Annotated in this window: 11 protein-coding genes; 9 read left to right on the top strand and 2 right to left on the bottom strand. The window is 66.9% G+C overall.

The window, feature by feature from the left end:
- Positions 1-106 precede the first annotated feature (106 nt).
- From DMB42_RS49420 to DMB42_RS49395, 6 genes are all read left to right on the top strand, one after another.
- Entirely contained in the window at positions 107-322 is a 216-nt protein-coding gene (locus DMB42_RS49420) for a DUF397 domain-containing protein (RefSeq protein ID WP_125648168.1), read from the top strand.
- A gap of 75 nt (positions 323-397) precedes the next feature.
- Positions 398-802 carry a hypothetical protein gene (locus DMB42_RS49415; protein WP_125648165.1) on the top strand — a complete coding sequence of 135 codons (405 nt, stop codon included), beginning with the start codon at positions 398-400 and terminating at the stop codon, positions 800-802.
- A 45-nt stretch (positions 803-847) separates the two neighbouring features.
- Positions 848-1,642 (top strand): inositol monophosphatase family protein, encoded by a 795-nt coding sequence (locus tag DMB42_RS49410; RefSeq protein ID WP_125648162.1) that lies wholly within the window; start codon positions 848-850, stop codon positions 1,640-1,642.
- A gap of 512 nt (positions 1,643-2,154) precedes the next feature.
- Positions 2,155-3,759, top strand: a complete 1,605-nt coding sequence (locus DMB42_RS49405) for a serine protease (protein ID WP_125648159.1) — start codon at positions 2,155-2,157, stop codon at positions 3,757-3,759.
- Positions 3,760-4,197: 438 nt separating this feature from the next.
- Entirely contained in the window at positions 4,198-5,802 is a 1,605-nt protein-coding gene (locus DMB42_RS49400) for a hypothetical protein (RefSeq protein WP_125648156.1), read from the top strand.
- 181 nt (positions 5,803-5,983) lie between these two features.
- Entirely contained in the window at positions 5,984-7,528 is a 1,545-nt protein-coding gene (locus tag DMB42_RS49395; protein WP_125648153.1) for a serine protease, read from the top strand.
- Positions 7,529-7,678: 150 nt separating this feature from the next.
- On the opposite strand, the gene DMB42_RS49390 is transcribed toward DMB42_RS49395, so the two are convergent.
- Positions 7,679-9,037 (bottom strand): hypothetical protein, encoded by a 1,359-nt coding sequence (locus DMB42_RS49390; protein WP_125648150.1) that lies wholly within the window; start codon positions 9,035-9,037, stop codon positions 7,679-7,681.
- A 276-nt stretch (positions 9,038-9,313) separates the two neighbouring features.
- Positions 9,314-10,504: an NADP-dependent malic enzyme gene (locus DMB42_RS49385; protein WP_125648147.1), complete on the bottom strand. Its 1,191-nt coding sequence runs from the start codon at positions 10,502-10,504 to the stop codon at positions 9,314-9,316.
- A 290-nt stretch (positions 10,505-10,794) separates the two neighbouring features.
- Between DMB42_RS49385 and DMB42_RS49380 the strand changes: the two genes are divergently transcribed.
- The 3 genes from DMB42_RS49380 to DMB42_RS49370 are packed head-to-tail and all read left to right on the top strand — an operon-like array spanning position 10,795 to position 13,223.
- Positions 10,795-11,652 (top strand): ABC transporter substrate-binding protein, encoded by an 858-nt coding sequence (locus DMB42_RS49380; RefSeq protein ID WP_125648144.1) that lies wholly within the window; start codon positions 10,795-10,797, stop codon positions 11,650-11,652.
- A gap of 3 nt (positions 11,653-11,655) precedes the next feature.
- Complete coding sequence (locus DMB42_RS49375) at positions 11,656-12,483, top strand: amino acid ABC transporter permease (protein WP_125648141.1); 828 nt, start codon at positions 11,656-11,658, stop codon at positions 12,481-12,483.
- The gene (locus tag DMB42_RS49370; protein ID WP_125648138.1) at positions 12,480-13,223 is read left to right on the top strand and encodes an amino acid ABC transporter ATP-binding protein; all 744 of its coding nucleotides are present in this window, start codon (positions 12,480-12,482) and stop codon (positions 13,221-13,223) included. The genes DMB42_RS49375 and DMB42_RS49370 overlap by 4 nt, the downstream gene beginning before the upstream one ends.
- Positions 13,224-13,264 lie beyond the last annotated feature (41 nt).

Below are 13,264 nucleotides of genomic sequence, written 5' to 3'. Positions count from 1 at the left end.
GGAACAAGGACCTACGAGGACGAGCGTCTACCTCTTCATAGGTATGGAGAGGTCCTATCATGTCTACTACTTGTACCTTGCCCGGCCCGGACGGAAGGAAACGCTCATGACTGACCTGTACGGCTGCAACCTCGACGAGGTGCCCTTCACGAAGTTGTGCGGCGGCGACCGGCTGGAAGAGCACTCGGACAGCTGTGTCCTGATCGCCCGGATTCCCGGCATCGAGGACGCCTACGCGCTCCGTGACTCGAAGAACCCGGACGCCGGGACTCTCCGCTTCACCGGTACCGAGCTTCGCGCCGCCGGAATCGCCACCATCTAGGCAGGAGCCGAGACGGCCCGCCCCTGCCGGGTCCGACCGGGCAGGGGCCGCCCCGCCGACCATAGGGGAGCATCCATGCACTGGCACGCCTACCTGTGGACCGGCGCCGGCACCGACCGGGCGAGCGAGGCGGAACGCCGTCCCAGTTCCCCCGATTTCGCCACCTCGCCGCTGCCGCCGATGCGGACGGGCGACTGGCTGGCCAAACCGGCGGCCCGCGTCGCGGCCACGTTCGAGGAAGCCGGCCAGGCGACGACGTGGATGGCGGCCGAGTACACGAAGACCCGCGACCAGCTCCACCCGCCCGAGGAGCTCCCCCTCGAAGGCCGCCTGGACAGCGCCCTCGACCTGCTCCCCCGAGGCGTCGACGTCCAGTGGGGCGAATGGCTGCAGAGCGGCCGTTTCCTCACCATCGGCGTCATCTGCTGCCCGAACCGGCACGTCACCCATCCGTGCCCGATCCGCCGCCCCTCCGGCTGAGCACCCCTTCCGGCGACGTACGGCCCGGTGTTTAGCATGAACACCATGCTGATCGACGCGGTCACCGACATCCTTCGCGAGGCCGCCGAGGTCGCGATCCTCCCCCGGTTCCGCGCCCTCGCCGCCGGCGACGTCTGCGAGAAGACACCGGGCGAAGTGGTCACCGTCGCCGACCGCGAGGCCGAGGAACTGATCAGCCGCCGCCTGCGCGACCTCATCGACGCCCCCGTCGTCGGCGAGGAGGCGACCGCCGCCGACCCCACGCTCCTCTCGGCACTGCGGGACGCCCCCACGGCCTGGCTCGTCGATCCGCTGGACGGCACGGCCAACTTCGTCGCGGGCCGTCCCGAATACGCGGTGATGGCGGCCCTGGTCCAGTCGGGCCGGACTGTCGCGTCCTGGGTCGTACGCCCGGCCGAGGACGACGTCCACGTCGCCGAGCTCGGCTCCGGCACCTGGCGGAACGGCGTCCGCGTGAACCGCGCCCCCGCCCCCGCCGACCCGTCCCGGCTCCGCGGCGCCGTACTCACCCGCTTCCTGGACGACGCCGCCAAGGCCCACATCGCGACGGCCGCGCACCACTTCGCCGCCCTCACACCGGGCACGAAATGCGCGGGCGTGGACTATCCCCGCCTCCTGAACGGTGACCAGGACTTCCTCCTCTTCCACCGGACGCTCCCCTGGGACCACGCGCCGGGCGTCCTGCTCCTGACGGAAGCGGGCGGAACCGCCCATCACCTCGACGGCACCCCGTACAGCCCGTCCGTTCCGAAGCAGGGCCTGCTGGACGCCGCCGACAGCGCCTGCTGGCGCACGGTGCGCTCACTCCTTCTCCCCTGAAGCCCTCCTCGCCGACGCCCAGGGCCACCTGCGGCGTTCTCCGCCATGCCGTCATGCCCAAAACAGACAAACGACGCAAACGGCCACCACCCCCACCGCGTCCCGTGGCGCCCGAGAAGGCCGCGAACTCGCCCAGATTCTCGAATCCTGAGGGGTTCTGACGCGAACCTGAAGATCACCTGTGAATGAGGGAGTGATTTAGACGGATGAGACCCGATTCTGGTTCCTGTGATCCGAGTCACATTCAACCGACCACGGAGGGTGACGAGCCACTAACGGAACTTTCCTCCCATCCGTCAAATCTCCTACCTACCCAGGAAGAACGTCTCGTTCCGATAACATCACGCTCAAGCCTCTGACAGATAACAGCACGGTAACGGCGAAAGGAGGGGATACCGGCCCCCTCAGAACGGCTTTCACCTGCGGAGATCACCGCGCTATGTTCCTTGCTATCCCTTTACTGACGCATGGGACGCATGTTGCGACCCACGACAGACCAAGGAGCAGTTCCCTTGAAGCGCATCCTCATCCCCGCCGGTGGCGCCATCCTGGCTACCGGCCTCCTGGCCGCCGGCCTCGCCGGTACGGCCTCGGCCGACAGCGACATCTCCACCGACGCGATGGCGGCGAGCGCGGCCAACGCGAAGGCGATCGCCCAGTTCTGGGCCGAGAACAACGGTGCCGCCCTCAAGGCCGCCACCGAGTCCAACGTCTGGGACAAGACCGACGTCGCCAAGCTGCAGAGCAAGGGCGGCTACAGCGCCGACACCAAGCCGGGGACCACCGCCCCGATTGGTGAGGAGAAGAAGACCACCGCCAAGACGCAGAACGTCAACATGCCGAAGACCATCGGCAAGGTGTTCTTCGTCAACGGCAAGGGCGAGAAGAAGTGGTGCTCCGCCACCTCGCTCCAGTCGAAGTACCGCAACCTGGTCGCCACGGCCGGCCACTGCGTCTACGACACCGGCGCCAACGCCGACGTCATGTCCAAGTGGGTCTTCGTCCCCGGTTACTACCAGGGCAAGTCCCCGTGGGGCATCTACGTGGGCAAGCAGGCCTTCACCCACTACGACTTCGACGTGTACGAGGACTACGACCGCGACTACGCGTTCGTGACCGTGTACAACGGCGCCTCCCTCAGCGGCAAGACCACCAAGGTCACGCCGAGCGAGTACAAGTCGCACGTGGCCAAGGGCGGCGTCGGCTACGTCGAAGAGAAGACGATCACCAAGGAAGAGTTCGACGCCGGCTTCGAGAAGTACGGCCAGGACGGTCCGTTCAAGTCGAAGGCGGTCGACCCCAAGGTCGAGACCGTTGCCAAGCCGGCTGACGTGACCGGTCAGAACGTCGACGCCTACATCAAGGGCGAGGGCCCCACCAAGGGTGTCCAGCTCACCGGCGCCGAGGTCTACAAGTCGCAGTACACCGCGGCTCCGACCGGTTTCGACAACAACGCCAAGTTCGAGCGTCTGAGCACCGAAGTCCCCATCAGCAAGGAGGACTACGACTCGCTGAAGGCCGCCAAGGCTGACGGCAAGTTCATGGGCGAGGTTCGCGCCCAGCTCGGCAAGGACGGCAAGTCCGAGGTCGCGTGGTTCAAGCAGCAGTTCTTCATCAAGAAGTGGATCAAGTCCACCGCTCAGATCAAGTACTGGGTCGAGGACTACTACGCCGTCGACATCTCCGCCAAGGACGCCGGTCGCCTCGGTGACAACGTCGGTGGCCAGGGCTTCGCGTGGAACCAGCCCACCGGCAAGGACGTCCGCGTCTTCGGCTACCCGGCCTCGGCGCACCCTGACGGCCACAAGAACTACACCGGCGTCACGCCGAAGTGGTGCTACGGCAAGACCACCAAGAAGCTGGTCGGTTCGGCCGCCAAGAAGATCGAGGAGCACGTGGCGCTGAAGTGCGCCATGACCGAGGGCGCCGACGGTGGTCCTTGGCTCCTCAAGTACAGCAACGCCAAGCGCCTGGGCTACCTGAACGGTGTCACCAGCACCTTCAACGACCAGGACGGCAACAACCGCGTGGACTACATCTCCTCGCCGTACTTCGACGGTGAGACGAACGTCGTCTACAAGGCCGCTGCCAACGTTTGGTCCGGCAAGATCGTCTGATGACGGCTCGGGACGACCGGTCCTGACCGTTCGTACGAACCGTTAGTCACTGAAGGGCTCGGCATCCGCCGGGCCCTTCAGCCTTTCCGGGCCGGAAAGTGAAGCCGTTTGGACGCACGCGACGCCGAATCGGTGCCATCAACCCAATGTGATCTGCGTCACACCTCTCCGGCGAACCGGATCAAGCGCGCATGACACTCACCGTTGTACCACTGACATCTTCTTTATGTTGATCAGGGCAAACAGCGTCAAGCCCGGCTTCACCGAACTCCTGCGCACCGGGTGCCTAAACATCACAGAACGATAACGCCCGACATGCCGCATCTTTTCCTTTCAAAGCGGCTACCGGATTTCAAGATCGACACTGTATGTTCCTGGCTATCCCTTTACTGACGCATGGGACGCAAGAGGCGTTCCACGACAGCGCAAGGAGTTACCTTGAAGCGCATCCTCCTCCCCGCCGGTGGCGCCCTGCTGGCCACTGGTCTGCTGGCTGCCGGTCTCGCCGGTGCCGCCCAGGCCGACCCGGACGTCGACGCTGCTGCTCTGGCTGCCAGCCAGCAGAAGGCCGCTGAGATCCTGGACTTCTGGACCAAGTCCGACAACGCTGCCCTGCGGCAGGCCACGGCCTACTACTGGGACAACAAGGACGTCAAGAAGATCGTGCAGAAGGGCGGGTACGTCGCTGACGGCAAGCCCGGCTCCACCCCGCCGATCGGCGCCGAGAAGACCACCACGGTCAAGTCGCAGAACGTGAACCTGCCGAAGTCCATCGGCAAGGTGTTCTTCGAGGGTCGTGACGGCAAGCTGTACTGGTGCTCCGGCACCTCGATCCAGTCGAACTACCGCAACCTGGTTGCGACGGCTGGTCACTGCGTGTACGACATCGCTGCCAACGACGAGGTCGTCTCCCGCTGGGTGTTCGTCCCGGGTTACTACCAGGGCAAGACCCCGTGGGGCATCTACGTGGGCAAGCAGGCCTTCACGCACTACGACTTCTCGAACTACGAGGACTTCGACCGCGACTACGCGTTCGTCACCGTCTACAACGGTGTCCACGGCGCTTCCGGCAAGGTCTCGCAGGTCAGCAAGTCCGAGTACGACGCCTTCAAGGGCGCGAAGTGGGTCGACGAGAAGACGATCACCGCGGACGAGTACAAGGCTGGCGTCGACAAGTACGGCGAGAACGGCCCGTTCAAGTCCAAGGCTGTCGACCCCAAGGTCGAGAGCGTCGCCAAGCCGGCTGACGCGCAGGCCAAGCTCGCCGAGTACCTCAAGCCCGAGGGCTACAACGGCGTCAAGCTGACCGGCGTCGAGGTCACCAAGAGCGTCTACACCGCTGCTCCTGACGGCCTGGACAACAACGCCAAGTTCCTTGGCCTGACGGGCAGCCCGATCTCGATCAGCAAGGAAGACTACGACCAGCTGTCGAAGGACAAGGCTGACGGCAAGTACCTCGGTGAGCTCTCGGTCACCAAGGACAAGAACGGCAACGCCACCGCCTGGTTCAAGCAGCAGTTCTACGTCAAGAAGTGGGTCAAGAGCACCGTTCAGACCCGCTACTGGGTCGAGAGCTACTTCGTCAAGGAGCTCTCGCTCACCGACGCCGGTCGCCTCGGCGACAACGTCGGCGGCCAGGGCTTCGCGTGGAACCAGCCGACCGGTAAGTACGTCCGTACCTTCGGCTACCCCTACGCCAAGCACCCCGACGGTTCGAAGCCCTACTCCGGCGTTACGCCGAAGTGGTGCTACGGCAAGACCGGTGCGAAGGCCACCAAGGTTCCGAGCCTGAAGATCGAAGAGCACATCTCGCTGAAGTGCGCCGTCACCGGCGGCTACAACGGCGCCCCGTGGCTCCTCAAGTACAGCAACGCCAAGCGCATGGGCTACGTCAACGGCGTGACCAGCGTTCTGTACGACACGGACGGCAACGACCGCTGGGACTACATGTCCTCGCCGTACTTCGACGGTGAGACCAACTCGGTCTACGCCGCCGCGGCGAACGTGTGGTCGGGCACCATCCTTCCGAAGGCCGACAGCTGATCTTCGGACGGATACCGGGCTGAGGGTCCAAACCTCCGCTCAACCTAGCTTCACCCGAAGGGCTCGGCATCTGCCGGGCCCTTCGGCCATTTCCGGCGAAAACTGAGACGAACCCTTACCAGAGTGACAAGAGGGTCGATAGGGTTTTGACACCCTTCTTGACAACTTCGTGGAGCCTCCCTTGAAGCGCCTGCTCATCCCCCTCGCCGCCGCCGGCTTGAGCGCCGCCCTGCTTGCCCACCCCTCCAGCGCCGTCCCCAGCTGGGTCAGCGACAACCTCATGCCGAAGCCCGCCGACGCGTACAGCACCGCCAAGTTCTGGCTGGGCGCGAACGGCGCGGCCCTGCGCAAGGCGACGCAGTACCACTGGGACGCCAAGAACGTCTCCAAGCTGGTCGCCACGCAGAGCAAGGACGGCGCCCCCGACGGCAAGCCCGGACTGACCGCCCCCACGGGCACGCCGAAGCCCTCCGCCAGCAAGAACGTCAATCTGCCCAAGACCATCGGCAAGGTCTTCTTCGTCGACAGCGCGGGCCGCTACCGCTGGTGCTCGGCCACCTCCATCCAGGCCCGCTACCGCAACCTCGTCGCCACCGCCGGCCACTGCGTCTACGAAACCGGCAAGGACGTCTACTCCAAGTGGGTCTTCGTGCCCGGCTACTACCAGGGCAAGGCTCCCTGGGGTGTCTACGTCGGCGCCTACGCCTTCACGGCCTACGACCTCGACACCTACGACGACTACGACGGCGACTTCGCGTTCGTGGCGGTGCACAACGGCTTCTCCCTGACGGGGAGCAAAGAGGTCAACAAGAGCGAGTTCGCCGCCTGGGGCGGGGACAAGTGGATCGACCAGGAAGAGATCAAGAAGGACGAGTACGACGCCGGCCTGGAGAAGTACGGCTCGGCGGGACCGTTCTGGTCCAAGGACTTCGACGTCACCCCGGAGAAGGTCGGCCACGACTACAAGGGCGAGAAGGCCCTGACCAGGGTCGAGGTCACCGAGGCCGACTACGAGAAGGCCGCAAAGGACACGGCGGACGACAAGAACGGCGAGCAGTACGAGAAGGTGGGCCCCACGCCCATCAGCCAGGAGACGTACAAGAAGCTCGTGGCGGACAAGGCCGACGGCAAGGTCCTCGGCAAGCTCGACGTCACCAAGGACAAGAACGGCAACGAGACCGGCTGGTTCGAGACCCACTACTTCCTCAAGCAGTGGGTGAAGGCGGGCAAGACGGTCCGCTACTTCCGCGACCACTACTTCATCGGCATGGCCAAGGACACCGGCCGGCTCGGGGACGTGGTCGGCGGCCAGGGGTTCGCGTGGAACCAGCCGCGTGGCCAGAAGGTCACCGTCTTCGGCTACCCCGGTGACCCGCACCCCGACGGCGACAAGCCCTACACCGGCGTGACCCCCAAGTGGTGCTCCGGCAAGACCGGCACCAAGACGTACCAGGTCAACACCTTCCGGGTCGAGGAGCACCAGGTGCTCAAGTGCTCCATGACCGGCGGCGCCGACGGCGGCCCCTGGCTCATGAAGTACGACAACGGCAAGCGCACCGGTTACGTCAACGGCGTGACGAGCATGTTCCACGACCAGGACGGCAACGACCGGATCGACTTCATCAGCTCGGCCTACTTCGACGGCGAGGTGGCCGACGTCTACAACAAGGCCAACTACGCCGAGACCAAGAGCATCGTCGGCCCGAACGGCGAACTGCTCAAGTAGGTACTGCTCAAACAGCGGAGACGACGAGGCCCCGGCCCGCCCGAAGCGGCCCGGGGCCCGTCACCCGGCCTCAGAACGGCACGACGCCCCTGAGGTCGTTCACCTTCCGGCGCCGGAGCCCTGCGTCACGCGGCTCAACTCAGGGAGCCGTCACACCGACGTGAGTTCCCGCGTACGCTCGCGCAACGCCATCACGGCCCGTTCGTTCTTGTACGGCTCCAGCCGCCGCCGCAGATCGGCCGCGTACGACCGCGACCGTGCCGACTGCAGCTCCCCGGCCAGCGTCAGCGCGCTCCCCGCCGCCTGGCACGCCTCGTCGAGCTCGCCGCAGTCCAGCAACCCGGCCGCCAGCAGCGACAGGTTGAACATGCGCCCCCGTACGTACCGGGTGTCCATGTCGAGGGAGCGGCGCGCCAGCCGTACGGTGCGCTCCCCCTCCCCCAGGTCGCGGAAGCAGTGGGCGAACTTGGCCGACAGGTAGGCCTCGTCGAAGTAGCTGAGCCAGCGCGGCTCCTCGGTGGGCCTGCGGGCGTCGAAGGCGAGCTCGGCCTGGTGCAGGGAGCCGCCGCAGGACTTCGGGTCGCCGAGCCCCGCGTGGGCATGGGCCTCCAGGACGTGCGCGGAGGCGAGCAGCGTCGCGACGCCGGCCCGCCGGGCCGCGAGCTGGGCGGCCCTGGCCAGGTCGAGGGCGTGGGCGGGCTGGCCCATGTAGATGGCCTGGTGGGCCATGCCGGCCAGGATCTCGCCGCCCAGGGTGTGGTCGTCGGCGCCCCTGGCCAGGCGGAGCGCCTGGATGAGGTAGCGCTGGGCGAGGCCGTGCTGCTCCATGTCGTAGGCCATCCAGCCGGCCAGGCGGGTCAGCTCGGCGGCCGCGGCGGCGAGCTGCCTGCCGGTGGACTCGCCGTAGCCGCCGTCCTTGAGCAGGGGGGAGACGGCCGTGTCGAGGTACTTCACGACCGACGAGCGCACCCGGCCGCTGCCGAAGCGGTTGTCGAGCTCGCCGAAGGACCGCGTCACCTCGTGGATGGCGGCGATGTCGGCCCTGCCCACCCGGCGCGCGCCGGTGCCGCTGGGACGCCCCTCCGGGGGCGCCGTCAGCCAGCGTATGGCTCCTACGGAGCCGGCTCCGATCGCGAAGGTGGAGTCGATCAGAAACCTCCGTCTCTCCACGTCGGCCCGCCACAACGCCGTCACGGTCGCGACCCCCTCCTGCCACGTGTGCGTGAACTCCTGACCGAGATCGAGGGGCGTGATGTTGGTCGGCATGCCCAGGTCCTCCGAGCTCACCGGGCGGCCGAGCCGCAGCGCGAAGATCTCCGTGAGCAGGCACGGGACGGGATCCCGTGGCTTCTGGCCCCCGATCCACCGCAGCACAGAGCTGTGGTCGTACTTGAGACCCGGCGTGCCACGCGCGGCTCCCAGATCGTTGAGGCGCCTGGCCAATCCCTTGTGGGAGAAGCCCGCCTCCGCGATGAGCTGCTGCAGCAGTCGATTAGGCTCGCGTTCCATCGCTCTCCTCGTCACAGGAGTCGGCGCCCACAACCTTACAGAGAGCTCTTGTTATAGCACGTTGTGTAAAGGCTTTTTGGCGGTTCCCAAAGGTCACGCGAACTCCATCGCAATCCCTTCGCAGGTCCTGCTCGGGATCAGGACCTGGATCCGTTTCTCCTGGACGGGGAACTCAACTACCCAGGACGTGGCGGGAAAACGGAAATGTTCGCCGACCTGCGACGTAGCGCGAAAACAGCTGAGCGGGGGCCGGTCGGCCCCCGCTCATGGAAATGGTCAGGCGCGGGCCACGCCGTCGGCACGGGCCTGGGCGGCCACGGCGGCGGTCACCGCGGGAGCCACCCGCCGGTCGAACGGGCTCGGGATCACGTACGTGGCCGAGAGGTCGTCGCCGACGACGGCGGCCGCCGACGCGGCGGCGGCCACCTTCATGTTCTCGGTGATGGTCGTGGCCCGCACGTCGAGCGCGCCGCGGAAGACGCCGGGGAAGGCCAGGACGTTGTTGATCTGGTTGGGGAAGTCGGAGCGCCCGGTGGCGACCACCTTGGCGTGCCTGGCGGCCACCTCTGGATGGACCTCGGGTGTGGGGTTGGACAGGGCGAAGACGATGGAGTCGGCGGCCATGGAGGCGATAGCCGCCTCGGAGACGGTCGATCCGGACAGGCCGAGGAAGACGTCGGCGCCGGCCAGGGCGTCCTCGGTGGAGCCGGTGTGGCCGGCCCGGTTGGTCTCGCGGGCCAGGGCCTCCTTGACCGGGTTGAGCCCTTCGCGGCCTTCGTAGATCATGCCCTTGGAGTCGGCGACCGCGATGTCGCCGATGCCCGCGCCCAGCAGGATGCGGGTGACGGCGACGCCGGAGGCGCCCGCGCCGGCCACGACGGCGCGGAGGTCGCCGAGCGTGCGGCCGGTCAGGCGGGCCGCGTTCTGCAGGGCGGCCAGCGCGACGATGGCGGTGCCGTGCTGGTCGTCGTGGAAGACGGGGATGTCGAGCAGTTCGCGCAGCCGGTCCTCGACCTCGAAGCAGCGCGGGGCGCTGATGTCCTCCAGGTTGACGCCGCCGAACGACGGCGCGAGGCGCACCACGGTCTCGACGAGCGCGTCGACGTCGGTGCAGTCGAGGCAGATCGGTACGGCGTCGACGTTGCCGAACTCCTTGAACAGCAGCGCCTTGCCCTCCATGACGGGCATGGCGGCCGACGGCCCGATGTCGCCCAGGCCGAGCACGGCGGTGCCGTCAGTGACGACGGCGACCACGTTGGAGACCCAGGTGTAGTCGTTGACCAGCGACGGATTGTCGGCGATGGCGGTGCAGACCCGGGCTACGCCGGGCGTGTAGGCGAGCGACAGGTCGTCGGCGTCGCGGACGGGAATGGTCGACCGGACCTCCAGCTTGCCCCCGCGGTGCAGGGCGAAGGCCGGGTCGAGGTCGAGCGGTTCGACGGATGCAGAAGCGGGCGTGGCAGCCACGGCGACCCCTGTAAGTCAATCGGAGCGGAAGAAACCTTCGGCGTACGAGCGCGAGTGGGCTGGCTTCGGTAGTCGCCAAGCTCCCCCTCGTCGGTCGTCTCTGAGGGGTTACGGGGGTCACCCGTCTCCCCATAGTGCCACATGGTGAGATGGACCGATGGCCGATGGTGTCGGAGCCGACGCCGTTCCGTTGACGCATTGTTAAACGCGGGATGACGGACCGCAGCTAAACCCCCTTTAAACTGCACAAAACGCAAGTTACGTGGCATAACTCTTCGAGGAGGCCGTACATGGCCCTCAGCCCCAAGGGCCGCCGTGGCTACGCTGTCGGCGCGCTCGCTCTGACCGCCGCTCTCGCCCTCAGCGCCTGTGGCAGCGAGTCCGGAGGCTCCTCCTCCGGCACCACCGGCGCGAGTGCGTCCGCGGCCGGCGGCGTGAAGCTCGTCCAGCCCGGCAAGCTCACGGTCTGCACGAACATCCCGTACGAGCCGTTCCAGTTCAAGGACGACAGCGGCAAGATCGTCGGGTTCGACGTGGACATCGTCGACCTCGCCGCGAAGAAGCTGGGCGTGACCCAGAACATCGTGGACATCGACTTCGCGGTGATCAAGAGTGGTGCCGCCATGGCCGCGGGCAAGTGCGACGTGGCCGCCGCCGGCATGACGATCACCGACGAGCGCAAGCAGAACATCGACTTCTCCGAGCCCTACTTCGACGCCACCCAGGCGCTGCTCGCCAAGAAGGGCACGGGCGCGAAGTCGCTCGAGGACATCAAGGCCAAGAACCTCAAGCTGGGCGCCCAGGCCAGCACGACCGGCCTCGACTACGTCAAGAAGCAGGGCTTCAACCCCACCGAGTACGCCGACTCGGCCAAGGAGCTCCTGGCCCTCCAGGCCGGGCAGGCCGACGCGATCGTCCAGGACCTCCCCGTGGTCCTGACCTGGCTGAAGAAGCCGGAGATCGCCGAGAAGTTCGAGCTGATCGCCAGCCTGGACACCGGCGAGCAGTACGGCATCGGCCTGAAGAAGGGCGCCGACCCCACCCTCCTCAAGACGATCAACGAGGAGATCACCAAGGCCAAGCAGGACGGCAACTACGAGAAGATCTACGTGAAGTGGTTCGGCAAGAAGCCCGGCGAGCTGGGCTGATCCATGGCCGAACAGCCGAAGACGGCTGAGCCTGGCCGCGCCAGGCTCAGCCCCCGGAAGAGGCAGCGGATCACCCGTGCCGTCCAGTACGTCGTGCTGGCCGCCGCGCTCGTCGCGGTGGCCCTGTACGCCGACTGGGGCGGGCTCGCGCAGAACTTCGCCAAGGTCGACGTGGCCAAGCAGGCGCTGCCCGACCTGTTCACGGTCGCGTTGCGGAACACGATCATCTACACGGTGGGCGGTTTCCTCGTCTCGTTCGTGTTCGGGTTGCTGCTCGCGCTCATGCGGTTGTCGCAGGTGCGGCCGTACCGGTGGATCGCGATCGTCTACATCGAGATCTTCCGTGGCCTGCCCGCGCTGCTGATCTTCCTGATGATCACCTTCCTGCCGTTGGCGCTGCCCGGGTTCCAGGTGCCGTTCGGCACGTACGGACAGGGCATCCTGGGCCTCGGCCTGGTCGGCGCCGCCTACCAGGCGGAGGTCTTCCGGGCCGGTCTCCAGGCGGTCCCGAGGGGCCAGACGGAGGCGGCCAGGTCGCTCGGCATGTCGGCGACCAGGGCGCAGGTGACGGTGGTCATCCCGCAGGCCATCCGCATGGTGATCCCGCCCACGACCAACCAGTTCGTGTCCCTGCTCAAGGACTCCTCGCTGGTGCTGTTCCTGGGCGTCTCCGGCGAGTACGTCGAGCTGGCCAAGTTCGGCAACGACCTGGCCTCCCAGTACGCCAACGCCACGCCCATCATGGTCGCCGGCGTGACGTACCTGATCGTCACGATCCCGCTGGGGTACCTCGCGTCCCGGCTTGAGGGGCGTAAGCGGAGGAGCCAATGACGCACGCCATCGAGCTACGAGACCTGCACAAGTACTTCGGCGGGAACCAGGTGCTCAAGGGCATCGACATGACGGTCGAGCCGGGCCAGGTGGTGTGCGTCATCGGGCCGTCCGGCTCGGGCAAGTCCACGCTGCTGCGCTGCGTGAACCTGCTGGAGCAGCCCACCAGGGGCCAGGTGTGCGTGCAGGGCGTGGAGGTGACCGACCCCGACGCCGACATCGACGCCGTACGACGCCGCATCGGGATGGTCTTCCAGCAGTTCAACCTGTTCCCGCACATGACCGCGCTGCAGAACGTCATGATCGCTCAGCAGCGCGTGCTGAAGCGCGGCAAGCGGGAGGCCGAGGTCGTGGCCCGGGAGAACCTGGAGAAGGTGGGCGTCGGCGCCAAGTGCGACTCCTACCCCGCCCAGCTCTCCGGCGGGCAGCAGCAGCGGGTGGCCATCGCCAGGGCCCTGGCGATGAACCCCGACCTGATGTTGTTCGACGAGCCCACCTCGGCGCTCGACCCCGAACTGGTCGGGGACGTGCTCACGGTCATGCGCAAGCTGGCCGAGGAGGGCATGACCATGCTCGTCGTCACGCACGAGATGGGATTCGCCCGCCAGGTGGCCGACCGCGTGGTGTTCATGGACGGCGGCGTCATCGTCGAGGACGGCGACCCCGCCCAGGTGATCGGCGACCCGCAGCACGAGCGCACCCGTGCGTTCCTGCACCGGGTGCTGCACCCGGAGGAGTGAACCGCCCGGCCCCCGGGGAGTCCCGGGGGCCCGGCAACTCG

It is taken from the genome of Nonomuraea sp. WAC 01424, from assembly GCF_003947315.1.
Taxonomy (GTDB): domain Bacteria; phylum Actinomycetota; class Actinomycetes; order Streptosporangiales; family Streptosporangiaceae; genus Nonomuraea; species Nonomuraea spiralis.
The sequence above is the reverse complement of the archived record's forward strand: the minus strand, read 5'-3'. Positions and strand labels throughout refer to the sequence as shown.